The sequence below is a fragment of the Micromonospora sp. WMMD812 genome, assembly GCF_027497215.1.
In the GTDB taxonomy this organism is placed as follows: Bacteria; Actinomycetota; Actinomycetes; order Mycobacteriales; family Micromonosporaceae; genus Micromonospora.
Map to the genome: position 1 here is coordinate 1,364,865 of NZ_CP114904.1, position 24,136 is coordinate 1,389,000.

At 72.9% G+C, this 24,136-nt stretch carries 21 protein-coding genes and 1 pseudogene; 5 read left to right on the forward strand and 17 right to left on the reverse strand.

What is annotated here, in order from left to right; all coding sequences use genetic code 11:
• Positions 1-27: 27 nt before the first annotated feature.
• The 4 genes from O7603_RS06270 to O7603_RS06285 all read right to left on the reverse strand — a co-directional run bounded on the left by O7603_RS06270 (position 28) and on the right by O7603_RS06285 (position 3,860).
• Positions 28-693 (reverse strand): hypothetical protein, encoded by a 666-nt coding sequence (locus tag O7603_RS06270; protein ID WP_281574726.1) that lies wholly within the window; start codon positions 691-693, stop codon positions 28-30.
• Between the two features lie 40 nt (positions 694-733).
• Positions 734-1,705: a pirin family protein gene (locus O7603_RS06275; protein ID WP_281574727.1), complete on the reverse strand. Its 972-nt coding sequence runs from the start codon at positions 1,703-1,705 to the stop codon at positions 734-736.
• Between the two features lie 173 nt (positions 1,706-1,878).
• Complete coding sequence (locus O7603_RS06280) at positions 1,879-2,472, reverse strand: hypothetical protein (RefSeq protein ID WP_281574728.1); 594 nt, start codon at positions 2,470-2,472, stop codon at positions 1,879-1,881.
• A gap of 956 nt (positions 2,473-3,428) precedes the next feature.
• Complete coding sequence (locus O7603_RS06285; RefSeq protein ID WP_281574729.1) at positions 3,429-3,860, reverse strand: MazG-like family protein; 432 nt, start codon at positions 3,858-3,860, stop codon at positions 3,429-3,431.
• 97 nt (positions 3,861-3,957) lie between these two features.
• Here O7603_RS06285 and gdhA point away from each other — a divergent pair, with 97 nt between their 5' ends.
• The 3 genes from gdhA (at position 3,958) to O7603_RS06300 (ending at position 8,522) form a co-directional block, all read left to right on the forward strand.
• A complete protein-coding gene (gene gdhA, locus O7603_RS06290) occupies positions 3,958-5,295 on the forward strand; it encodes an NADP-specific glutamate dehydrogenase (RefSeq protein ID WP_281574730.1) in 1,338 nt (445 codons plus the stop codon).
• A gap of 146 nt (positions 5,296-5,441) precedes the next feature.
• A complete protein-coding gene (locus O7603_RS06295) occupies positions 5,442-6,806 on the forward strand; it encodes a hypothetical protein (RefSeq protein WP_281574731.1) in 1,365 nt (454 codons plus the stop codon).
• 87 nt (positions 6,807-6,893) lie between these two features.
• The gene (locus O7603_RS06300) at positions 6,894-8,522 is read left to right on the forward strand and encodes an alkaline phosphatase D family protein (protein ID WP_281574732.1); all 1,629 of its coding nucleotides are present in this window, start codon (positions 6,894-6,896) and stop codon (positions 8,520-8,522) included.
• 91 nt (positions 8,523-8,613) lie between these two features.
• On the opposite strand, the gene O7603_RS06305 is transcribed toward O7603_RS06300, so the two are convergent.
• The 4 genes from O7603_RS06305 to O7603_RS06320 form a co-directional block, all read right to left on the reverse strand.
• Positions 8,614-9,207 carry a hypothetical protein gene (locus tag O7603_RS06305; RefSeq protein ID WP_281574728.1) on the reverse strand — a complete coding sequence of 198 codons (594 nt, stop codon included), beginning with the start codon at positions 9,205-9,207 and terminating at the stop codon, positions 8,614-8,616.
• Positions 9,208-10,685: 1,478 nt separating this feature from the next.
• Complete coding sequence (locus tag O7603_RS06310; protein WP_281574733.1) at positions 10,686-11,315, reverse strand: hypothetical protein; 630 nt, start codon at positions 11,313-11,315, stop codon at positions 10,686-10,688.
• A 13-nt stretch (positions 11,316-11,328) separates the two neighbouring features.
• Positions 11,329-13,116: a DUF4012 domain-containing protein gene (locus O7603_RS06315; protein WP_281574734.1), complete on the reverse strand. Its 1,788-nt coding sequence runs from the start codon at positions 13,114-13,116 to the stop codon at positions 11,329-11,331.
• Between the two features lie 226 nt (positions 13,117-13,342).
• Positions 13,343-14,560, reverse strand: a complete 1,218-nt coding sequence (locus tag O7603_RS06320; RefSeq protein WP_281574735.1) for a glycosyltransferase family 4 protein — start codon at positions 14,558-14,560, stop codon at positions 13,343-13,345.
• Positions 14,561-14,563: 3 nt separating this feature from the next.
• Between O7603_RS06320 and O7603_RS06325 the strand changes: the two genes are divergently transcribed.
• Positions 14,564-15,280, forward strand: a complete 717-nt coding sequence (locus O7603_RS06325) for a low molecular weight phosphatase family protein (protein WP_281574736.1) — start codon at positions 14,564-14,566, stop codon at positions 15,278-15,280.
• On the opposite strand, the gene O7603_RS06330 is transcribed toward O7603_RS06325, so the two are convergent.
• A complete protein-coding gene (locus O7603_RS06330; RefSeq protein ID WP_281574737.1) occupies positions 15,261-16,721 on the reverse strand; it encodes a polysaccharide biosynthesis tyrosine autokinase in 1,461 nt (486 codons plus the stop codon). The two genes, O7603_RS06325 and O7603_RS06330, sit on opposite strands and share 20 nt — an antisense overlap.
• 263 nt (positions 16,722-16,984) lie before the next feature.
• On the opposite strand from O7603_RS06330, the pseudogene O7603_RS06335 reads away from it, so the two are divergent.
• Positions 16,985-17,293, forward strand: a pseudogene (locus tag O7603_RS06335) (Na+/H+ antiporter NhaA); the annotation flags it as partial.
• A gap of 237 nt (positions 17,294-17,530) precedes the next feature.
• Here O7603_RS06335 and O7603_RS06340 read toward each other — a convergent pair.
• The 8 genes from O7603_RS06340 to egtA form a co-directional block, all read right to left on the reverse strand.
• Complete coding sequence (locus O7603_RS06340; RefSeq protein ID WP_281574738.1) at positions 17,531-17,728, reverse strand: hypothetical protein; 198 nt, start codon at positions 17,726-17,728, stop codon at positions 17,531-17,533.
• Positions 17,725-18,051, reverse strand: a complete 327-nt coding sequence (locus O7603_RS06345; protein WP_281574739.1) for a hypothetical protein — start codon at positions 18,049-18,051, stop codon at positions 17,725-17,727. The genes O7603_RS06340 and O7603_RS06345 overlap by 4 nt, the downstream gene beginning before the upstream one ends.
• Positions 18,048-18,410 (reverse strand): DUF1622 domain-containing protein, encoded by a 363-nt coding sequence (locus tag O7603_RS06350; protein ID WP_281574740.1) that lies wholly within the window; start codon positions 18,408-18,410, stop codon positions 18,048-18,050. Before O7603_RS06350 ends, O7603_RS06345 begins: the two co-directional genes overlap by 4 nt.
• Positions 18,411-18,449: 39 nt before the next feature.
• Entirely contained in the window at positions 18,450-19,037 is a 588-nt protein-coding gene (locus O7603_RS06355; RefSeq protein WP_281574741.1) for a TMEM165/GDT1 family protein, read from the reverse strand.
• 284 nt (positions 19,038-19,321) lie between these two features.
• The gene (egtD, locus tag O7603_RS06360) at positions 19,322-20,293 is read right to left on the reverse strand and encodes an L-histidine N(alpha)-methyltransferase (RefSeq protein WP_281574742.1); all 972 of its coding nucleotides are present in this window, start codon (positions 20,291-20,293) and stop codon (positions 19,322-19,324) included.
• Positions 20,294-20,346: 53 nt separating this feature from the next.
• Positions 20,347-21,093, reverse strand: coding sequence for an ergothioneine biosynthesis protein EgtC (gene egtC, locus O7603_RS06365; protein ID WP_281574743.1), 747 nt, complete (start codon positions 21,091-21,093; stop codon positions 20,347-20,349).
• A 46-nt stretch (positions 21,094-21,139) separates the two neighbouring features.
• Positions 21,140-22,474: an ergothioneine biosynthesis protein EgtB gene (gene egtB, locus O7603_RS06370; protein ID WP_281574744.1), complete on the reverse strand. Its 1,335-nt coding sequence runs from the start codon at positions 22,472-22,474 to the stop codon at positions 21,140-21,142.
• Positions 22,471-23,706 (reverse strand): ergothioneine biosynthesis glutamate--cysteine ligase EgtA, encoded by a 1,236-nt coding sequence (gene egtA / locus O7603_RS06375; RefSeq protein ID WP_281574745.1) that lies wholly within the window; start codon positions 23,704-23,706, stop codon positions 22,471-22,473. The genes egtB and egtA overlap by 4 nt, the downstream gene beginning before the upstream one ends.
• Positions 23,707-24,136: the final 430 nt, after the last annotated feature.

Consider the following 24,136-nt stretch of genomic DNA (forward strand, 5'->3'; position numbering starts at 1 on the left):
ACCGATCAGCTCTTCACCTGGGCGTGGTCACCTCATCACCTCGGCGTACCGCTGCTCCAGGTCCACCCGCGCGAGCGCGCCCACCAGCCAGGCGAGCCGCTCCGACTCGCCGCTGCCGGCCAGTCCGGCCAGGTCACCGGCGGATCGGCCGAGCCCGAGCCGACGGGCCGCCACGAGTGCCCGTCGGTCCGCCACGGGCGCCACCTCACGCCAGAGCGCCTGCGCCTCACGGAGGAACAACTCGACCACCTGACCGTCCACCCCGGGCAGCGCGGCGAGCAACTCCCGTTCCAGACGCGGGTCGTAGCGCGCCTTCACCCGCAGCCGCCGCAGATCACCCCGGTACCGGTCGACCACGGTCTGGGCGAGGTCGCCCAGCGTGTTGGCGAGCGCGTCGACGTCGCCGCGTTGGCCGGCGTCGCGCAGCACCTGCACCCGCGACTCGTGCAGCGAGCGGGCCAGCCGGGCCGCACTGTCCCAGCCCCGCTCGCGCAGCGCCTGCGCGCTCTCCACCGCGCGCCGGAAGTCGCCCCGTCGGGAGAGCAGGACCGACAGGTAGAGCAGCTGGAAGAGGCTGGACGGATTGTTGGTGACCTGGAAGCCGTACTGTTCGGCGAAGCCGCGCCCACTGTCCGCGAGCCGGCGTACCAGGCGCTTCTTGTCCTCGATGCTGGAGATCGCAGTGCTCGGCATGCCGGCGACTACCCGCGCCGCCGCCGGTCACACTCCCCGCTCAGCCGTGCAGGCCACCGCTGCGGTCACGGGCCTTCAACCGGGTGGTGGGCAGCGCCGGGGCGGGCAGTGGCGGCGCGGGGTCGTCGGCGACGACGCCGAACCGTCGCCCGGCCATCCACTCCTCCCGCGCGGCCGCGACCTCCTCGTGCGACCGGCCCACGAAGTTCCACCACATGACCAGCGGCTCCTCGAAGGGCGTGCCACCGAGCAGCAGCAGTTGACTGCCCGGCACGCCGCGCAGGGTGAGCCGGTCGCGTCCGGAGCCGAGGTACAGCAGCGCGCCCGGCGCGAAGGACACACCGTCGACCTCGGCCTCGCCGGACATGGCCAGCAGCGCGTACTCGAAGTCGGGACGCAACGGCAGGTCGACCGGCGCCGGTCCTGCCAGCTCGAGCTGCGCGCCGACCAGCGGGGTGTGCACCACCGCCGGCGACCGCTCTCCGCCGAGGTCGCCGACCAGCAGCGTGACCTCCACGTCGCCGTCCCGCCACCGGGGTAGCTTGGCGTGGTGGGCGAAGTCGGCGGCGCCGGCCCGCGCCGGGTCCGGCAGCGCCACCCAGAGCTGCACGCCGTGCATCACCGGCGGGTGCGCGTCGGGCGACCGCTCGGAGTGCGCGATGCCGTGCCCCGACGTCATGACGTTGAGCTGGCCGGGGCGGATCGGCTGGACGTTGCCGAGGCTGTCCCGGTGGAGGATCTCCCCCTCCAGCAGCCAGGTCACCGTCTGCAGACCCGTGTGCGGATGCGGCGGCACCTCCATGCCGGGGCGCTCGGCCACGTCGTCCGGCCCGAAGTGGTCGACGAAGCACCAGGCGCCCACCATTCGGCGCTCGCGCTGCGGCAGCAGCCGCCGCACCGTCGTGTACCGCCCGAGCGGCACGTCGTGGCCGAGCAGCAACACGCTGCCGGGATCGACGGCGGCCACGCCAGGTGGTCGGGTCTGCGCCGGCATTGATTCGGTACGCTCCACCGCCCGACTGTACGCTCCGCCCCGCCCGCCCCGACGGCGTTCCCCTGCCCGCCCTCTCCCGCGCTCGGCCAGGGCGGACCAGCGGATACGCCGCTGGCCGGCACCCCTTCGATTGGGGGTGCCGGCCAGCGGCGTTGTTGTTCGTGTTCGGTTGTTGCTCGTGTTCGCTGGGGTCAGCTGTTCCAGTGCTGGGCGACGAGGTCGGCGGCCTGCTGCTCCCACTGCGCGTACGCGTCGGGGTAGGCCGAGACCTGCACGGTCTGGGCGGCGTCGGTCAGCGGCATGTCGTGCCACCCGTCGACCTGCTTGAGGCCCTTGAGGAACGCCTGGGTGGAGTAGATCGGGTCGGTGATCTGCTCCGGGCTACCCCAACCCGAGCTCGGGCGCTGCTGGAACAGGCCCAGCGAGTCATGATCATTCTTGTCGCCGAGGTGGCCCAGGTTCTCCAGCTTCGACTCCTGCAGGCTGGTAGCGATCGAGATCACCGCGGCCCGCTCGTCCAGACCGGACTTCTTCGTCGCGGCGATGATCGCCTTGACGTTAGCGGTCTGCTCGTCGTTCAGGTCGATGCGCGACTGCGCGCCCTGCACACCGTGCGGGATCAGCTTGCCCGCGTCCACACCCGGCTTGTCCACGTGCACAACCGCGACGGGCTTGGCATCGACGGTGGGGGTGGCGGCGTGCGCGGCCACCGGACCGGCGAAGATCCCACCAGCGAAAGCCACACCAGCGATACCCAGAACACTCTTGCGCATGATCGTGTTCATCACAAAGGCTCCTTCGGGGGTGCACCCGCACACCAGACGGGGGACGGTGATGCGGGACGCGGCACGCCCACGGCGTCCGCAAGGGGAAAGTCTGTAAACCGGGATCGACGAACTCGGGGGACGGTCCGCGACCCGGGGGTTCCGGTCGGGAGCGATGCTCACCGTGACCGGAGGGCCGGCGGGTGGTGGGCGGGGGTGCCGCACCGCGCCGGGTCCATATCCAACGACCGACAGCCCACCATCATTCCGGGGGCCAGGCCATCCGCGTCACCCGGCCAGGTCAGCCGCCGAGCGGCGCGCTACCTCGGCCGTCGCCCATGTTCAACGACCCCGGGCCGCCCACGATTCCAGCCCGGGGATGCCCCCGGTCACACGCCAAACCACCCACACCGGCCCAGCCGGCCCGAAACCACCGCCCCGCGTCTCGCCGGAACCGGACACCAACCCCAGACGGCCCCGGCCCGAACCGCAGGCCCCAGCCAACCGACCTGGGCGTCCGACAGCCGGTCAACCCGGAACCTCATGAATTCGCCCCCCGGCACCCCACCCGGTCATCCGCCGCACCGGCACGAGACCGGACCTCAGCGGGCGCCCTTCGATGCCGACGGGTAGACCCAGATCCGCCTCCTTTAGAGCTGACAGCACAAACGACTCACCGGCCAGCCCAGCCGCCCGCCGGCCGGCCGGTCCGCTGGCACGCCGGCTCGTGAGGGATCAACCTCCTAGTCCACCTCGATCAACACCAGGTCGCTGATAAGGCGGTATCCGGCAGCCTCGGCTACCGCCATATCGGCCAACCGGAGTCGACCAACAGTCGGAGGAGCGGCTCGGCTGCAGGGTGCCCGGCAACCGGCGGGCGTGGGTGGGCGGCCATGACTGGCCTGATCATCACCAGTTCGCCCACATGGCGGTGTCCGACAGCCAGGGATACCGCCATCCGGGCGACACGGAGTGGATCATGACGGACGGGCGCGCTCGGTCGGCTCGGGGGCGGCGCTGATCCGGTTGGTGACCTTGGCGGCGCACCGGTCGAGCACCGTGCGCGCGTCGAGCCCGAGGCTCTCGACGGCGACCAGCGCGGTGAAGGCGACGTCGGCCAGCTCCGCGGCCACGTCCTCTCGCGTGTGGGTGACGCCCTTGCGCGGGTTCTGCCCGAGCAGGCCGATCCAGGCGCCCGCCGCCTCCCCCGCCTCCTCGGTGAGCTTGAGGATCCGGCAGGTCAGCTCCTGCTGCCCGCTGCCGTTGGCGGCGTCCAGCCAGGCGCGGGAGGCGCGTGCCGCGGCCCACACCCCGGCGTCGCCCCTCCGGACCGGATCGTCGCAGGTCCGGACCCCGTCGTCGCCCGTGCGGACCGGGTCGTCGCTCACCCGAGTTGAGTTGTCGTCCACGGGCCCAGTGAACCGGACGGTCCCGACGGTCCGTACTCGGGGACGGTTGGCGTGAGCGGCGACGAGGCCGCCCGTACGGCGAAGGGACGTGGCGGTGGTGCCGGAAACCGTGGAGTCGGTGTTCACGAGCGTGGTCGCCCGGAACCCGGGTGAGCCCGAGTTCCACCAGGCGGTGCGGGAGGTGCTGGAGAGTATCGGCCCGGCGCTGGCCCGGCACCCGGAGTACGCGCACGCGCGGATCATCGAGCGGATCTGCGAGCCGGAGCGGCAGGTCATCTTCCGGGTGCCCTGGGAGGACGACCGCGGGCAGGTGCGGGTGAACCGGGGATTCCGGGTGGAGTTCAACAGCGCCCTGGGTCCGTTCAAGGGCGGGTTGCGTTTCCACCCCTCGGTCTACCTGGGCATCGTGAAGTTCCTCGGCTTCGAGCAAATCTTCAAGAACGCGCTGACCGGCCTGCCCATCGGAGCGGGCAAGGGCGGTGCCGACTTCGACCCGAAGGGTCGCTCGGACCGGGAGGTCATGCGCTTCTGCCAGAGCTTCATGACCGAGCTGCACCGGCACATCGGCGCGCAGACCGACGTGCCGGCGGGTGACATCGGCGTCGGTGGGCGGGAGATCGGCTACCTGTTCGGCCAATACAAGCGGATCACCAACCGGTACGAGGCGGGTGTGCTGACCGGCAAGGGGCTGGCGTACGGGGGTGCGCAGGTGCGGCGGGAGGCGACCGGATACGGGGCGGTCTTCTTCGCCGAGGAGATGCTCCGGCAGACCGGCGACAGCCTGGACGGCAAGCGGGTGGTGGTGTCGGGATCGGGCAACGTGGCGATCTACGCGATCGAGAAGGTGCACCAGCTCGGGGGCACGGTGGTGGCGTGCTCGGACTCGTCCGGCTACGTGCTGGACGAGAAGGGCGTCGACCTCGCGCTGCTGCGCGAGCTGAAGGAGGAGCGGCGGGCCCGGCTCGACGACTACGCGCGGCACGTGCCGCACGCGGTCGCGGTCTCCGGTCGTACCGTCTGGGAGGTGCCCTGCGACCTGGCCCTGCCGTGCGCGACGCAGAACGAGATCGGCGGCGCGGAGGCCGCGGCGCTGGTCGCCGGCGGCTGCGGCGCGGTGGTGGAGGGGGCGAACATGCCGACCACGCCGGAGGCGGTGCGCATCCTCGGGCGGGCCGGGGTGCGGTTCGCGCCGGGCAAGGCGGCCAACGCGGGCGGGGTGGCGGTGAGCGCCCTGGAGATGCAGCAGAACGCCAGCCGGGACTCGTGGTCGTTCGCCGAGTCGGAGCAGCGGCTGCGGGAGACCATGCGCGACATCCACGGTCGCTGCTGGGCCACCGCCGAGGAGTACGGCCTGCCGGGCGACTACGTGGCCGGGGCCAACATCAACGGGTTCCGCCGGGTGGCCGAGGCGATGCTGGCGCACGGGTTGGTCTGAGTGGTCGGTCGGCCGGATGGCTGGTCGGCTGGTCAGCAGGCCATTGACAGCGCTCGACGTCGGTCCTAGGTTCAGGGCGCTACCGGCCGGTAGGCATCCGTCCCGCCTGGTCGCCTGGTGGGCGACACCGTCCGAGGGGGAGAACGATGCTGTCCTCGTCCGCCCGCAGCCTCCGCCGCCTGCTCGCCGTCGCCACGACCCTGACCGTCGCGGTCGGGCTTGCCGGCTCCGCGCCAGCCACCGCCGGCCGCGACCACGACGGTACGCGGCCACTGCCCGGCTACACGATCGAGAACCCGCCGCTGGCCCCGCTCGTGATCGGCGGTAAGCCCACGACGGTACGCCAGGGCGTGCACCGCCACGCCGGCTACCTCATCGAGGTGCCCGCGCGGTGGAACGGCGACCTGGTGATGTGGGCGCACGGCTACCGGGGTCAGGAGAAGGTGCTCCGCACCGAGACACCCGGTTACGGCCTGCGGCAGCGCCTGCTGGAGCAGGGGTACGCCTGGGCCGCCTCGTCGTACGACCGCAACGGGTTCGACATCCGGTCCGGTGTGCTGGGCACGAAGGACCTGGCCGACCACTTCGCGCGGACCGTCAAGCGTCCCCACCGGACGTACCTGACCGGAGTGTCGATGGGCGGGTACATCATCGCCCGCTCGCTCGAGCAGTACCCGGGCTACTACGACGGCGCGCTCCCGATGTGCGGGGTCCTCGGCGACCAGACGCTGCTGGACTTCTTCCTCGACTACAACCTGGTCGCCCAGACGCTCGCCGGGGTGCCCGCGTACCCGACGCCGCCGGACTACCTGACCAACGCGGTCCCGCGGATCCAGGTGGCGCTAGGCCTGGCCGGCCTCACCCCGACCGGACCGGACACCACCAACGAGCGCGGGAAGCAGCTGCGGGACATCACCGTCAACCGCTCGGGCGGGCCGCGTCCCGGCGCGACGGCGGCGTTCGCGGTCTGGAAGGACTTCCTCTTCGCGATCAGCGCCAGCACCGGCGGCGTCTCCCCCGCCGAGCGGCCGGGCCAGCTCGCCACCAACCTGTTCACCCGGTACACGCCGAACAGCCCGGTCAACGTGAACGCCACCGTGCCGCGGGTCGCGCCGGAGAACCTGCGGCAACGGCTGCTCCCGACGCTGACCGAAGTGCCCCGGGTCGCCGGGCGGCCCACCGCCCCGGTGCTCAGCCTGCACGGCCTCGGCGACCTCTTCGTACCGTTCTCGATGGAGCAGGCGTACGCCGACGACGTGGCGCGGCACGGCCGGAACCGGCTGCTGGTACAGCGGGCGATCCGGGCCGCGGACCACTGCGAGTTCACGGCGGCCGAGGCCGGCGCCGCCTGGGACGACCTGGTCTCCTGGGTACGCACCGGGAAGCGGCCGGCCGGCGACACCGTGACCGACCGGGCGACCGTCGCCCGTCCCGACTACGGCTGCCGGTTCAGCGACCGCGCCGCGTACGCCGCCGGTGCCGGCACCCGGCGCCTCTACCCCTCTTGCTGACGGTCCGGAAACCGCGGCGGAAGCGTCGGCGAACACTCGCCGTGCGGGGCAGCGCACGAGGCATCGATGACGGTAGACACAGAAGCCATGACGAACACCCTCGACCGTCGTACCCTCCTGCGCGTGGCCGGCGCGTCCGCCGGCACCGCGGTGCTCGCCGGCGCCACCCTCGCGGCGGCCGGCCCGGCCCACGCGGCCGACGGCGCGTTCCGGCACGGCGTCGCCTCCGGTGACCCGCTGCCCGACGGCATCCTGCTCTGGACCCGACTCACCCCGACCGAGGAGGCGCAGCCCGGCTCGGGAGCCGGCCCCGACGTGGATGTGACCTGGCAGGTGTCCACGGACCCGGACTTCGCCGCCGTCGTGGCGTCCGGGTCGCTGCGCACCGGTCCGGCCCGGGACCACACCGTGAAGGTCGCGGCGACCGGCCTGACCGGCGCCACCACCTACTGGTACCGCTTCGGCTACGCGGGCGTCTGGTCGCCGACCGGCCGGACGATGACCGCTCCCCCGGCGGAGGCCGACATCGACCGGCTGCGGCTCGGCGTCGTCTCCTGCTCCAACTGGGAGGCGGGATACTTCGCGGCGTACCGGCACCTGGCCGAGCGCGGCGACCTCAACCTGGTGGTGCACCTCGGCGACTACCTCTACGAGTACGGCAGCGGCGAGTTCGACGCCGGCGGCACGGTGGTCCGCGCGGTGCAGCCCGGGCACGAGGTGCTGAGCCTCGCCGACTACCGGATTCGGCACGCGCTCTACAAGACCGATCCCGATCTGCAGGCGCTGCACGCCGCGCTGCCGTGGGTGATCACCTGGGACGACCACGAGGTGGCCAACGACCAGTGGTCCGGCGGGGCGGAGAACCACACGCCGGGCACCGAGGGCCCCTTCGCGGACCGGCTCGCGGCGGCGCGGCAGGCGTACTTCGAGTGGATGCCGGTGCGCACCGGCGAGGACGGGGCGATCTACCGGCGGCTGCGCTTCGGCCGGCTCGCCGAGCTGTCCATGCTGGACCTGCGCACGTACCGCTCGCAGCAGGCCTCCGGCAACGCCGTCGACGACCCGGGGCGGACGATCACCGGTGACGGGCAGATGGGCTGGCTCAAGGCCGGCCTGGCCGCGTCCACCGCCAAGTGGAAGCTGGTGGGCAACCCGGTCATGATCGCCCGGATCGACGTCGGGGCGCTGCCGGCCTGGCTGCTCGGCCCGCTCGGCACGCTGCTCGGCGTCCCGCAGAACGGCGTGGTGCTCAACGGCGACCAGTGGGACGGTTACAACGCCGACCGCAACGAGCTGGTCGACCACCTCCGGGCGACCGGCACGCGGGACGTGGTCTTCCTGACCGGGGACATCCACACGTCTTGGGCGAACGAGGTGACCACCCGCGCGACGGGGCAGAACAACCCGGCCGCCGCCGAGTTCGTGGTGCCGTCGGTGACCAGTGACAACGTGAACGACTTCCTCGGCCTGCCCGCCGGCAACCCGCTCAGCGCGCTGGGTGCCGGGCTCGTCCGCTCGACCAACCCGCACGTTCGCTGGACCGAGTTGGACGGACACGGGTACGGCGTCCTCGAGGTGACCCGGGACCGCTGCCGGATGGACTGGTACCACCTGGCCGACCGCACCCGGGCCACGACCAGCAGCCGCTGGGTGGCCGGCTGGTCCGTCGGCACCGGGTCGGCGAAGCTCCGCCGGGAGACCACGCCCCTGGTGTGACGCCCGATCCGGGCAGTCACCGGACATGCTGCTGGCCGGCACCCCTCGGTGAGGGGTGCCGGCCAGCGGCGTAGTTGCTGTTCTGCTGGGGTCAGCTGTTCCAGTGCTGGGCGACGAGGTCGGCGGCCTGCTGCTCCCACTGCGCGTACGCGTCGGGGTAGGCCGAGACCTGCACGGTCTGGGCGGCGTCGGTCAGCGGCATGTCGTGCCACCCGTCGACCTGCTTGAGGCCCTTGAGGAACGCCTGGGTGGAGTAGATCGGGTCGGTGATCTGCTCCGGGCTACCCCAACCCGAGCTCGGGCGCTGCTGGAACAGGCCCAGCGAGTCATGATCATTCTTGTCGCCGAGGTGGCCCAGGTTCTCCAGCTTCGACTCCTGCAGGCTGGTAGCGATCGAGATCACCGCGGCCCGCTCGTCCAGACCGGACTTCTTCGTCGCGGCGATGATCGCCTTGACGTTGGCGGTCTGCTCGTCGTTCAGGTCGATGCGCGACTGCGCGCCCTGCACACCGTGCGGGATCAGCTTGCCCGCGTCCACACCCGGCTTGTCCACGTGCACGACCGCGACGGGCTTGGCATCGACGGTGGGGGTGGCGGCGTGCGCGGCCACCGGACCGGCGAAGATCCCACCAGCGAAAGCCACACCAGCGATACCCAGAACACTCTTGCGCATGATCGTGTTCATCACAAAGGCTCCTTCGGGGGTGAGACACCCGCACACCAGACGGGGGACGGTGATGCGGGACGCGGCACGCCCACGGCGTCCGCAAGGGGGAAGTCTGTAAACCGGGATCGACGAACGCGGGGGACGGTCCGCGGCCCGGGGGTTCCGGTCGGGAGCGATGCTCACCGTGACCGGGGGCCGGCGGGTGGTGGGCGGGGGTGCCGCACCGCGCCGGGTCCATATCCAACGACCGACAGCCCACCATCATTCCGGGGCCGGCCGATCGCCGGGTCCGTGTGCAACGACCGGCGACCCGCCATCATTCCGGGGCCGGCCATCGCGCCGGGTCCGTTGTGCAACGACCGGCCGCCCGCCGTCATTCCGGGGGCCAGGCCATCCGCGTCACCCGGCCAGGTCAGCCGGCGACCGGCGCGCTACCTCGGCCGTCGCCCATGTTCAACGACCCGGCGCCGCCCACGATTCCGGCCCGGGGATGCCCCCGGTCACACGCCAAAGCACCCACACCGGCCCAGCCGGCCGGAAACCACCGCCCCGTGTCTCGCCGGAACCGGACACCAACCCCACACGGCCCCGGCCCGAACCGCACGCCCCACCCACCCCGCCTGGGCGTCCGACAGCCGGGCCACCCGGCACGGCACAAACCCGGCTCCGGGCACCCCACCCGCTCATCCGCCCACCAGACCCCCCGCTCATCCCCCGCACCGTCAGAAGACCGCGAACCTCAACGGGCAACCGCGAGGCCGCAGGCCCGACGCGGGGCAGACCAGACCGCGTCCTTTAGAGCTGACAGCACAAACGACTCGCCCGCCCGCCCGCCAGCCACCCGGCCCACCAACCCCATCACCCCGCCGGCCCGACAGGGCGCCGGGACGCCGCCGTCAGGTCGTCGCGCCACCACAGTCGCCGCCGACTTGGCCGGCTCCTGTTCTCGGATGCGGACAGATCGACTCGAGCTCCGTGAAATCGGGTGTCCATTTGGCTGGGACAGCCCGATATCAGGAACCCGAGTCGATCAACCTCTGAACCGGCCGTGATCAACACAGGTTCGCCGATATGGCGGTATCCGACTCAGTCGGATACCGCCATATCGGCTGAATGGTGTCGATCAACGATCGGAGGGAGTGGCTCAACCGCGGGGCTGCCGCGGCGGGCAGCCCGACGGTCAGGGCGCCGGCAATCCTCGGGTCCGTGAGACGGCGGACGGAGGGTGCAGGGACCAAGCGCCCAGGGACCAAGCGCCCAGGGACCAAGCGCGCAGCGACCGAGCGCGCACGGACCAAGCGCAGGGACCAAGCGCGCACGGACCGAGCGCGCACGGACCAAGCGCGCAGGGACCGAGCGCAGGGATCGAGCGCGCAGGGCAGCGGACCGGAACACCCGCCAAAACGCCCATCGCACACGCAGGACGGCGCCCGTCGGAGGTGACTCCGACGGGCGCCGTCCGTGGACTTCCGGGCACTGCCCGGAGCGGTACCGCGTCAGTGCGCGGATCCCATCCCGAGGCGCTGACGGCGACGCCAGGCCAGGGTCAGGAGCAGCAGCACCGCGCCCGCACCGACCAGGCCGCCACCGAGCTTCATCGGCGTGCCCAGGCTGTCACCCGTGACGGGCAGCGGCGGGGGCTGGGCCCGGTCGAGCACCCGCAGTTCGGTCTCCGCGCTCCGGCCGGACTCACGGCCGGTGGCGGTGAAGGTCAGCAGACCGGTGACGGACGGCTTGTAGCTGCGGCTGAACTCGCCGGCGCCGTTGGTGCGCGCCGTGAAGCGCAGCGGCGCGGCTGCCTGGAAGGCCACCGGCGCCATCGCGACGGTGCTGCCGTCGCTGCGGCGGGCGGTGCCGGCCGCCGGGGCGGCCAGCGGTCCCACCGAGACGACGATGTCGACCGTCTCGTTGGGCCCGAAGCCCCGGCCACGGAGAATCACCGTCTCGCCGAGGTTGATGGTCGGCCGGTTGACGGTCAGCACCGGAAGTACGGGCGTGTACGGCGGTGGCTGTGGCGTGTCCGTGACGGTTGGCGCCGGCTGCGGCTGTGCCGCCCCCGCTGCCGTCGGCACGGCCACCACGGCCAGGCCGACCGTGAGCGCCATGATGATGCGGGATAGCCGCATGATTGGTTCCCTCCTACTGGTCACAGCTTGGTGCGGTATCAACTTGGGTGGTCCATGGCGTGGCCGTGGGGGTGAGCCACAGCTCGGCCTGTCCTGTGCCGGTCTTCTTTCCGGTCAGGACGGTGATCTCCAACGTCCGGCTGGCGCCGGGGCCGACCTCGACGTTCGCCGTGGCGACCTGGCGGCGGCGTTCGGTGCCGCTGCCCAGTGCCGTCTCGGTGCCGTCGATCCGGGCGTCGACCACCGCTCCGCCGGCCGGGCTGAAGACCGACACCAACGTGCGGATGGTGTACGGGTCGCCCGCCCTGGCGAGGCCGAGGATCGACTGACTGAGCCCGGACTTCGGCGCCGTCGAACGCAGGGTCACCTGCAGCCGGAGCTCGCGGCGGCCGTCCGGCCGGCACTCGCCGACCGTCAGCGTCGCCGCCGGCCGCAGGTAGTAACCGAGCTTCGCGCCGCTGCCGTCGTTGAGGAACACGCCGACTGTCGGCACGGTGTCCTGTTCCGGAAGGGCACCGGACATCCGGCTGTCGCCGAGCATCCGTTGTTCCTCCGGTCGGGCACTCCAGAACAATATCCGGCGTTCGGTGACAGCACGGTCGAATACGGACAACAACACCTTCGAGTCCACATTCTTCGTAAACAGGGTGTTGAAGACCGCGGCAGCCGACGCCGCGAAGAAGGTGTCCTGCTCCCGGTTGTCCAGGCGCTGGTAGGTCTCGTTGAGCAGGGTCCGCACCGCCGTGTCACTGGCGAGCGGCACGCCGCCCGGCACCAGCACCGGGCCGGTGGCCTTGAGCAGGTACGACAGCACCACCGGGTCGACGGCCAGCACCCCGTCGACCTTCGTGCCGGTCTTGCGGCGGAACATCTCTCGGTACAGCGCCGCGGCGGTCGGGAAGTGCGGGGTCAGGTTCACGTCGGCCGGGTAGATCCCGGGCAGGTCGGTCCAGAGCGCCCGGACCTCCTTCGTCAACGGCAACGGCGGGTTGAACTGGCCGAGCGAGGCGCTGCTCCCCTGCCGTCCCATCCGCACGCGGCCGTTCTCGGCCTCGATCAGCGCGTACGCGCCGAACATGCCGCCGGTCGCCCGCAGTTCCGCGGGGTTCTGCGAGACCAGCAGATAGCGACGCTTGCCGTCGGCCCCGAGCAGCGGCGGCAGCAGCCGGGCGCCCTGGTCGGCCGCCGCGGTCAGGGCGGACAGCCGGTCGATCTCGCCGCGCAGGTCGGACAGCGCCTGCCGGACCTGGCCGACCAGGCCGTCGCCGGACACCGTGGCGAGGTCGCGGCGGGTCTGCTGGACCGCGTCGTCCACGGCGGACAAGTCGGCGGAGACGGTGCGGAGCCGGCCCACGTCCAGCTGACCCCCGGTCGGCACCAGGCTGGCCAGGTCGGCGCGGAGCAGGATCGGAAAGGCCCGGCGGGCCAGGTCGTCGACGGCCACCGCGATCTGCCGCACCGCGCCGAGGTTGTCGCCGGCGAAGGGGGTACGGCGTCCGACCCACCAGCCCGGGTCGGCCGTCGCGGCCCGGGCGGCCCCGGACTGCTCCTGGAGTGCGGCGAGGGTGCGCTGGGCCCGATCGGTGTCGCCACCGACCACCTGAGCGCTGAGCTCCCGGGCCAGGCCGGCGGCGTTGAGCAGATGGGCGCGCGCCTGCCAGCCGCGGAATCCGACCCAGCCGCCGGTGAGCAGCAGCAGCGAGCCGACCACGAGGCTGGCGAGCAGCGCGCGCCGCAGGCGGGCCCGCCTCCGCCGGCGGGACCGGCTCCGTCGCCGACCCGGTCGTACGCTCTCCGTCACACCACACTCCCGTTCGTGGAACCGGACAGAAGGACACATACCTTCGCTAGTTCCTAACACCCAAAACCGAAAAGCGTGACGTTACGGCGGATCTGGGCAGTTACGGGAGTTTTTCTCGCACGACTGAGCGGCCGGCGCAGCTGCTGGGCAGCTGCCCCGGCCGCTCACACGGTTGGGCACGCTCGTTCGGCCACCGCACCGGGGCGGCAGCGGCGGAGCTGGTCGGTCAGCGGGTGACCCGGACGCTCTCCGCGGCGTCGTAGAGCATCCGCTCGATGCGGTCCACACCGGCCGGCAGCGACATCTCGCGCAGGTACGCCTCCCGCCCCCGCCGTCCCATGTCGGTGCGGGCGGGAGGCGGGATGGTGGCGGCCAGCCAGAAGCGGTCGGCGAGGCTGGCCCAGTCCTCGGGCGGGCAGGAGAGCCCGGCCCGCGCACGCTCCACCAGCTCGGCGGTGTCGCCACCGGCCGAGGCGACGACCGGCGCCGCGCAGGAGAGCGCCGCCTGGAGCTTGCCCGGCACGGTCCCGCGCAGTTCGGGCAGGTCCCGCAGCATCACCAACTGGTAGTCGGCGGCGGCGTAGAGGTCCGGCATGTCCACCGGCGAGCGCCGCTCGATGAACCGGACGTTGTCGGCCCGCAGCTCGGCGGCGAGCCCCCGCACCCGCCGCTCGTCCGCGCCCGATCCCACCAGGACCAGGTCCATGGTGCGGTCGAGCGCTGCCGCCGCGCGTACCGCGGTCTCCAGGCCGTTCCGGGCCCCCATGGTCCCGGCGTGCATCACCACGCAGCGGCCGTCCCGGCGGACCAGTTGACGCGCGGCCGGGCTCGGCTGCGCCGGGTGGAAGATCCGCTCGTCGGTCCAGTTCAGAACGACCGACACGCGAGCCGGATCCGCACCCGCGGCCACCACCAGGTCCCGCATCGACGGCGCGACGACGGCGATCCGCTCGGCGGCCCGGTAGGTGCGGGTCGTCGCGGCGGTGATGCGGGCGGTCCAGCGCCCGTCTCCGCCGGTCGCGTCCTCCGGCCAGACGTCCTGCACGTGCAGGACGGTGGGCACCCGGCCGAGCAGCCGCAACACGGCGGCGGCGGCGAAGGTGGTCGCCGGCAACTGGAAGACGTAGAGCGCGTCGACGCCCGCGAGGAACCGCCGGGCGACCACCGCCGCGCTTCCGGCGAACGACAGGTAACTGGCCATCCGCGCGCCGGTGGAGCCGTCGCCACCGGAGTACCGGGGCACCCGTCGGACGGTCAGCCGCTCGCTGCGCGTCTCGTAGCGCCAGCGCTGCCGCCAGCCCGGGTAGACCTGCCCGCCCGGATAGTCCGGGAAGCCGGTGAGCACCCGGACCTCGTGTCCCCGGGCCGCCAGTTCCTCGGCCAGGCTGCCGGGGATGAACGCCGGCTCCGGCGGGAAGTGGTACGACAGAATGCCGATCTTCATCCGGTGCTCACCACCGTCCGGATCGCCGGCACCGGCGCGGCAGGAGGACCCGCGGACGGCGGGCCCGCGTACGATGCGGACAACCCCTCCGCGTCCGGCCGCGACCGCCGGCGCCCCGCCGTCGCGGCGAGCCTGCCCGCGACCGCACCGACGAGAGGGATCCAGATGGCCGACCGGGTGCTGTTCGTCTGCCACGCCAACCTGTGCCGGTCACCGATGGCCGAGTACCTGGCCCGCCGGCTGCTGGCCGGAGGAACGGTGGCCGTGGCGAGCGTGGGGACCGACGCGGTCGAAGGGCTGCCGATGCATCCGTATGCGGCGGACCTCGCGGCGGAGGCCGGCGACGACCCGACCGACTTCCGCAGCCGTCGGCTGCGACCGGAGCATCTGGCCGGGGCCACGCTGGTGCTGACCGCGACCCGACGCCAGCGGTCGGTGTGCACCGCGCTGGCGCCGGCCGTGCTGCACCGGACGTTCACCCTGCGCCAGTTCGGCCGGCTGGCCGCCGCGGCGGAGCCGCCGGAGGACCTGGCCGGCGATCCGCTGCGCGCCGCGGTCGAGGCCGCCGCCCGCGCCCGGGGGCGGCTGCAACCCGCCACCCCCGGCGCGGACGACCTGCGGGACCCGATCGGCGGCACGACCGCCGACTTCCGACGCTGCGCCGAGGAGATCGAACGGTCCATACGACCCCTCGCGGCGCTCATCGGGGCAGCCGGGTGAGTTCCTGCGTACGGTCGCTGACGCCGTTCACCCCGGTGCCCTCGGCGTGCCGGGCGGTGGGCTCCCGCTCGGTCTGCGCGGCGGGGCTCTCCACCGGAGCGACCACCCGGTAGGCCTCGTACTGGTAGGCCTCGGCCTTGGGCATCTTGGCCATGTTCAGCACACAGCCGAGCAGGCGCACCGACACCGCGTGCAGCGAGCGGGCGGCCGCGGCGACCTGGGTCCGCGAGGTGCGGCCCTGCTGGCTGACGAGCAGCGCGCCGTCCGCCTGGACCGCCACCACGACACCGTCGGTCACCGCGAGCAGCGGCGCGGTGTCGATGATCACGATGTCCGCGGACTCCCGCAGGGCCAGCAGCAGATCCGCCATCGCCTTCGAGCCCAGCAACTCGCTCGGATTGGGCGGGGCCGAACCGCTGGGCAGCACCAGCAGCGACTTGTCGCCCCAGCGCTGCACCACGTCGCCGACCTGCACGTCGCCGACCAGCACGTCGGTCAGGCCGACACCGGCGTCGATGCCCAGGTAGTCGTCGACCTTGGGCCGGCGCAGGTCGGCGTCGACCAGCAGAACCCGCCAGCCCGCCTCCGCCAGTGCGATGGCGAGGTTGCAGGAGAGCGTGGTCTTGCCCTCCCCCTGCAGCGCGCTCGTCACCGCGATGACCCGGGCGGGTTCGTGCACGTCGACGAAGCGCAGGTTGGTACGCAGCTTTCGAACCGCCTCCGCGCGGGACGAGGTTGCCGCGTCACCGACGATCAGCGGCGCGGACTTCGCGCTGCCCTCGAACGGGATCTCGCCGAGCAGTGGGCTCCCGGTGGCGCGTTGGAGGCCGGCCGCGTCACGCAGCCGCACATCGGCCACACCACGCAGGATGGCCAGCCCGGCGCCGATCACGAGGCCGAGCAGCCCGCCGAGCGCGAGGTTGCGCACCGGCTGGGGTGACACCGGCTGGGAGCTGACCCGTGGCCCGCTCACCACCTCGATCTTGAGCGGCGCCTTCCCCTCCGGCGGCGTCTCGATCTTCTGCACGAGTTCGACGAACTTCGCGGACAGCGTCTCGGTCACCTTCAGCGCCCGGTTCTGGTCCGTGTCCGTCACCGACGCGCGCAGCAGGACGGTGCCCGCCTCGGTGGACGTGCTGACCCGGCGCTGCACCTCGTCGGCGGTCAGTCCGACCGGGTTCTCGGCGACCACGCTCTGCGCGAGGCGGTCGCTGGTCAGCAGGTCGGCGTACGACTTCACGCGCTGCTGGAGGAAGAGGCCGCCCTGGTACGCGTCGCTGACGCCCTGGTTCGGTGTGGTGACGAAGAAGGTGACCGAGGCGACGTACCGGGGTTGGGCCCGGACGGTGAGGAGCGCGCTGACACCGAGGGCCACCATGACGGTGACCAGCACGACCCACCAGTGCCGGCGCACGTGGCGGAGTTGGCGGAGCAGGTCCATCAGCCGCGCCTCCGTGCCAGGCCGGAAACCCCAAAGAACTTCACGAAAAACCCCCAAGGTCGTCTTTAACTCGTGAAACCATTAAAGCGGTTCATAGGACTTATGTCCGGAGTTATGCGTTTTCGACGGTGAACGATGCGCTCGAATTACCAACCCGGCAAAGAGCCATTCGGCATCGGGCGTACCGGCGGGAAAACTGCGACGTTCCGGTCGGCCTGTGGGACCGCGCCGACCGCCGGGGTCGCCAGGCCGGTTCGCCCGGGATCTTCGCGCGTACGTCCTGGCCCGAGGCCCGGTTCCGGGCCAATGTCCTCCGCACCGAGGCCGTCGGAGGCGCGCTGCTCCTGGTCGGCGCCGTGGTCGCGCTGGCCCACGCGAACTCGCCGTGGACGGAGTCCTACGTGCGGCTGAGCGGGTGGGTGCCGTAGCCCGGCGGCGCGCGGTGGCACCGCGACGTCGACCGCGCCGCCCGGGCCGCCGACGGGTTGCCGGCCGTCCCCTTCTTCGTGGTGGGGCTGGAGCTCAAGCGTGGGTTCCTCGCCGGGGATCTGCGCGATCCGATCGCGGCGGCGTCCCGGACATCTACCAGCGGCCGGCCGAGGCCGGAGACGCCACACGCCGGTCGCCGGTCGCCGGGACGCTTGCGGAACACCCGCACGCGCCGGCCCGCACACGCGAGACTCCGCGCACCGCGTCGCCGGCACACGCTCCCGAGAGACGCCCACCGCGCCGCCGGCACGCTCCCGAGAAACGCCCACCGCGCCGCCGCACGCTCCCGGGAGACGCCGCGCGCCGCGTCGCCGGCACGGTCAGTGGCGGCGGTCCGCCGCGTGCTCGTCGTCGGTCTCCTCGTAGAGCGCCTCGCTGACCGACTCGGTGATGTCGTCGCCCGGCACCGCGACCTCCTCGACCCGGTCCTGCTCGTCGACCTGCCCCTTCGGCGGCGGCTCGGGCGCGGTCGGGTCACCGGCGAAGCCGTACTCGTTGGGCTCGTCGTGCTTGCTCATGTGGACATCCTCCCGTTTTCTCCCGCTTCGCCTACCGCCAACGGTAGGTGGTGATCCTCTTCTCCGCAGCGTCGCGCGGATTGTCGCGGCGAACCGGGACGCCGGGCCAGGGAGGCCCAGATCAGCTGGCGCAGGGCGACGATCGCGCCGGCGCCCAGCAGGTCCGTCCAGCCCCGGTGGGCGGCCAGCCGGAGCAGGCCGGCGGCGATCAGCAGGTCGAGCAGCACCCGGACGGCGAGCCGCCCGCGGCCGGTGGTGACGAGCACCGCCACGCCGACGAGCAGGGCCAGCGCGGTAACCGTGGAGACCAGAGCACCGATCATGACCGGCGCGCCTCCTCGCCGACCTGCCGCTGCTCCTGTCCGATCTCGCGACCGAGGAAGTAGTTCAGCGCCGTCCGGATGGTGGCGATCGCGGCCAGCTGCCCGATCTGGTCGAACGTCGGGGACACCGCGGTACGCAGGATGTCCGCCGCGAGCTGGAACTCCAGGCCGAGGGTGAGGAACCGGCCCAGGCTGAGCCGGATCGGCGTGAAGACGGCGGCGGTGCGGTGTCGCAGCCCCTCGACCAGGAACCGCACCGCCGCCCAGACCGCGCCGGCGAAGATGATCAGCGCGCCGGCCACCTCGACCACGGCGACCAGCACCTGGTCGCCCTGGCGCAGGACCTCGTCGACGTCCACCCAGGGCCGTTACCCGGCCCTGGGTGCGGTAGTCGACGCTCAGGTCAGCTCGACGACAGCCTCGAGGATCAGCCAGAGGCCGGAGATCGCGAAGAGGACCGCGGCACCGTACTTGATGAACTTCTCCGGCAGCCGGCGACCGAGCAGCCGGCCGACCAGGATGGCGAGCGCGTCGGCGGCGACCATGCCAACGGTCGAACCGAGCCAGGTGCCGAACCAGCCGTACTGGGTGGCCAGGGTGATGGTGGCGAGCATCGTCTTGTCGCCCAGCTCGGCGAGGAAGAACGCGATGCCGACGGTGAAGATCGCCGACTTGCTGGCCTTCTCGGCCTTGCGCCGCTCCTCCTCGGTGAGGGTGTCGCCGCGCAGGGTCCAGGCGGCGAAGCCGAGGAACGCGAGCCCGGCGGCCAGCGAGATCCACTCGGTCGGCAGCACCGCGCCCAGACCGGCACCGATGGCCACCGACGCGAGGTGCACCACGGCGGTGGCGACGGTGATGCCGATCAGGACCGGCACCGGTCTGTATCGCGTGGCGAAGGCCAGCGCCATCAGCTGGCTCTTGTCACCCAGCTCGGCGACGAAGATGACGCCGAAGCTGATCACCAGCGCGACGAGAAATCCCTCCATGACACCCTTCCCGATCATGCCGGGAGGAGGTACAGGGGCGCCCTCGACCCGGCTGTGACAGCCTGAGTCGAAGGTCTCGCCCGCCCCGGTGACCGGGGCCGCGTGGCCGGGCGCTTGACGCGCCAGTGTGTCGACCACGACATTGGGGGCTACTCCCCTTCGCGTGGGAGAGCCTATCCGATCATCGCGGGCTCGGGTCCGCGCGGGTGAAGAGGTTCACCCGCAGGCGGCCGCGCGTCCGCCGGGACGGCGCGGCGGACGCGGCCGCGCCGGCCCGGCGGGCGTCAGGCGGCGCGGGCCAGTGTGACGCCGAACAGCCCGTCGGGATCGGTCCAGAAGTCCGACACGGTGAAGCCGGCGGCCGCCAGCTCGGCGGCGATGCCCTCCGGGCGGAACTTGGCCGACACCTCGGTGCGTAGCTCCTCTCCCTCCGCGAAGAACACGTCGAGTTCGATGTCGGGCACCCGCACCGGCATCGGCCGATCGGCCCGCAGCCGCATCTCGATCCACTCGCGCTCCGCGTCCCACCACGCCACGTGCGTGAACCCCGCCGGGTCGAAGTCCGCCCCGAGCTCCCGGTTGACCACCCGGAGCATGTTGCGGTTGAACTCGGCGGTCACGCCGGCCGCGTCGTCGTACGCGGGCACGATCACCGACGGATCCTTGACGAGGTCGGTGCCGATCAACAGCCAGTCGCCGGACTCCAGCGCGGCCCGCATCCCGGCCAGGAACTCCGCCCGCTCGCCGGGCAGCAGGTTGCCGATGGTGCCGCCGAGGAACAGCACCAGTCGCCGCCCGCCGGTGGGCAGCCGGTCGAGGTGCCGGGTGAAGTCGCCGACGATCCCTCGGACCCGCAGCCCGGGATAGTCGGCGGCGATCTCCGCGGTGGACGCGCGCAGCGCACTGGCCGACACGTCGAGCGGGACGAAGGTGCCGAGCCCGCCGCGGCGGGTGAACGCGTCCAGCAGCAGCCGGGTCTTCTCCGAGGAGCCCGAGCCCAGCTCGATGAGGGTCTTGGCACGGGTCAGCTCGGCGACGGCCGGCGCCCGCTCGGCCAGCACGGCGCGCTCGGCCCGGGTCGGGTAGTACTCGGGCAGCCGGGTGATCTCCTCGAACAGCTCGCTGCCGCGGGCGTCGTAGAACCACTTGGGAGGCAACCACTTCGGCTCGGCCGTCAGCCCGGCCCGGACGTCGTCGCGCAACCCGCGGGCCAGGTCCTGCTCCTCGAGGTGGATCTCCAGTGGCTCGGCGCTCATCAGGTACTTCCCTTCTCGTCGGATGGACCGTGCTCGGCACCGCGGCGCGGTGCTCACTCCCGCCCGAGCGGGCGCAGCCGCACCTGGCCGGCCGTGGCGGTCACCAGCTGCCCGTCCGGCACCGCCTGCCAGCCGGGGTCGTCGTCGTGCGGCTCGGAGGCGAGCAGCACCGCGCCGGGGGTCTCCCGGACCGACAACGCGTGCCCGAGCACGCTCGCGACCGCGGTGCGGCCGTCGGTGAGCAGCACGTTGAGCCGAGATCCGGGCGCAGCCGCGGCCACCGCGGCCACCGTCGCGGCCACCGCCTCGACGGGTCCGGCGCCGGCCCGCAGCCGGTGCCGGACCAGCGCCCAGAGCAGCGCCGAATCGGTGGCCGCGTCGAGCGTCAGCAGGTCACGCACCGGCAGCTCGGCGGCGAGCGGCACCACCGCGTCCGGCCAGCCACGGATCACGCCGTTGTGGCTGAACAGCCAACGCCCCTCCGCGAACGGCGCCGCGGCGTTGTCGAGCACCGACATGCCGACCGTGGCGGAGCGGACGGCGGCGAGCACCGCACCCGCCGACGTGACGGCGGCCAGCTGGGCGATGGTCGGATCGCTCCAGATCGGCTGGGCCCGCCGGTAGCGCACCGGTTCCCCGTCGCCGGGATACCAGCCGATCCCGAAGCCGTCGGCGTTGATGGTGCCGCCGCCGCGCATGTCGCGCGGCGCCCAGGACTGCCGGACCAGCGAGTAGGGCGGATCGAAAAGCAGCTCCGACAGGGTGACCGGAGGCCCCAGGTAGGCCAGGTGGCGGCACATCAGCCGGCACCGCCGCGGGCCGCCGACCGGCCGCGGCGGACCACCGTCACGGCTGGGACTCCTCGGGCCGGGCGTCGCGGGCGCAGCGGAAGCCGCTGAAGATCTGCCGGCGGATCGGATAGTCCCAGTTGCGGAACGTGCCCCGGCAGGCGGCCCGGTCGGTGCCGAACGACCCGCCGCGCAGCACCCGGTAGTCGTCGCCGAAGAACACCTCGGAGTACTCCCGGTAGGGGAACGCGGTGAAGCCCGGATGGCCGCGGAAAGCGGTGGACGTCCACTCCCAGACGTCACCCATCAGCTGGTGCACCCCGAGCGGGGACGCCCCGTCCGGGTACGCGCCGACCGGCGCGGGCCACAGGTGGCGCTGGTCGAGGTTGGCGTGCGCGGCGGTCGGGTCGTCGTCGCCCCACGGGTAGCGGCGGGACCGCCCGGTCGCCGGGTCCCACCGGGCGGCCTTCTCCCACTCCGCCTCGGTCGGCAGCCGCTTGCCGGCCCAGGTCGCGTACGCCTGCGCCTCGTACCAGCCGACGTGCACCACCGGCTCGTCGTCGCGGACCGCGGACCACCGGCCGAACCGCCGGTAGGCCCAGCCGTCGCCGTCGCGCCGCCAGTGCATCGGCGCGGTCAGGTCCGCCTCGATCCGGTGGGCCCAGCCGGCCGTGCTCCACCAGCGCGGATCGTCGTAGCCGCCGTCCGCGATGAACCGCCGGAACTGCCCGTTGGTCACCGGCGCCGCGTCGATGACGTACGCGGGCAGGTCGACGCGGTGCGCCGGCCGCTCGTTGTCCAGCGCCCACGGGTCGGTGTCGGTGCCCATGGTGAACGGGCCGGCCGGGACCAGCACCTCCCCGCCGACCGTGGCCCGCGGCTCGGGTGGCGGCGGGGCGTGCAGCACGGCCGGCCCGGAGCGCAGTTGGTGGGTGGCCAGCATCGTCTCGTCGTGCTGCTGCTCGTGCTGCACGACCATCCCGAAGGCGAACCCGTCGGTGACCAGCGGCCGGTCGGTGAACCGGATGACGTCCAGCAGGTCGTACACCTTGGCGCGGACGGTGCTCACGTAGGCGCGGGCCTCGCCGGGCGGCAGCAGCGGAAGGGCCGGGCGATCCTTGCGCGGTTGCTTGAAGGCGTCGTACAGGTCGTCGATGTCCCGCCGGACCGGGTCCCGGCCGCCCACGTCCCGCACCAGCCAGAGCTCCTCCTGGTTGCCGACATGGGCCAGATCCCAGACCAGCGGCGACATCAGCGGCGAGTGCTGCCGCACCAGTTCGGCCTCGTCGACCACGTCGGTCAGCAGGGCGGTGCGGGCCCGGGTCCGGTCCAGCTCGGCGGCGATCCGGTCGCGCAGCCGCTCCGCGCCGAGCCCCTCGGTCGTGTCGGTCACCGGTCTCCCCTCTCCGCGGCGGTGCGTCGCCGCCGTACGCCTCGGTGAATCTCTTCGTACAGGTCGGGTGGCAGGTCGAGCCGCGGCAGGGCCGCGAGCGCCAGGTCGAACAGCTGCGCCGCGGCGGCGGCGAGCGTCGGGTCGGCGAGCCCCCGCCGGGCCGCGGCGTGCCAGCGGTGCGCCACCGGTGCGCTGACGACGTACGCGGCGTGCAGGGTCGCCGGCTCGGCGAACAGGGCGGCGAGCACCGCCAGCGGGATGAGCCAACCTCGGCCGGGCTGCGCGTCCAGGTAGCGCAGCTCCAGGTAGCCACGCGGCCGCACCGGCGGAAAGAGGGTGCTGACGTGGTAGTCGAGGTCCTCGGTGGTCGGGGGTCGGGGCAGCGCCCCCGCCAGCCAGTCGGCGAAGGTGACCCCGGTCGGGGGCGTCCAGTCCGGCCCCTGGCCGCGCAGGCAGAGCAGCGGCGCGGCGAGCACGTACCGGATCCAGGAGGCGGCCGGGTCGTCGTCGGGCCGCTGCGGCGACCAGACCGGGCCGGTCCGGGCCGGGTCAATGGCCAACCAGGCCGCCATCCGCGCGGACGCCCAGCCGGTGGCCCGCCCGGCGTGCCGGTCCGCGGTGGCGAACGCGGCGAGCAGCGGGGGCCCGACGGTGTGCGCGACCGCCCAGCGCAGCGGAAGCTGCGACGGCTCGCCCGCGTCGAGGCAGACCTGCAACCCGGCGGTGGAGTACATCATTGTCCGCCCGGCGGGGTTGCGCCGGTCGAAGACCCGGCGCATGGCGCGGTAGCGCGGCGTCTGCAGTATCGGCCGCGGCTCGCGGTGGGGATCGATGCCGGTGCCGCCGAGCGTCAGCCCGGCGGCGCGCAGCAGGCCGGTGAGCTCGGCGATGTCGGCCTCGGTGGCGCGGATGAGCGCGGCGACCGAGGGCCGTGGCGGGGTGGAGATCTCGACCTGACCGCCCGGTTCGAGGGTCACCGCGCCGCCGTGCCGCAGTGGATCGGCGGGGCTCGTGTCGGTCAGGGTGGCGGGGCTGTGCCGCCCCAGCGCCGCCCGGAGCCGCCCGGGATCGACCGGTCGGGCGGGATCGGCGGCGTCGTGCACGGTCCATTCCAGTTCGACGCCGGTGTATGTCGGAGGGCCGGTCTTGAAGCAGATCCGGGCGAGGTGGCCGGCCGCGGTCGCGGACTCGCGCAGGATCGCGCCGTGCTCCAGCTCGGGTGACGTCACCACCGGATGGCCCCCTCCCCGTGCCCGGTTTCCGGACACTGTGCCACCGTAACGCCGCCCACCGACAGTCCCGGCCGGCGTCCGGGGCCCCTCCATCCTCTGTCTAGCAGACGAATTTCGCGCGCCCGGGCGGAACGGCCGCGCCCGATCCGACGCCTCCACCCGGCCGCGGCTCTTCCGACCCGCACCCGGGCCGGGCTCGGCGACCACTTACGCGGCCACGGATCCGCGGCGGCCGGTCGGCACGCAGGTCGCCGGTGGTCGCGGCCAGTCCTGCGCCACGGCGCCCGGCGGTCGAGCCTTCGCGACCATGAGCGGCAGCCCGCGCAGGGTGATCAACTCGAGGTTCCCGTCACGATCGACACCGTGTCGCCGATCTGGCGGTATCCGCCAGGCCGGGACACCGCCAGATCGGCGACACGGAGTGGATCAA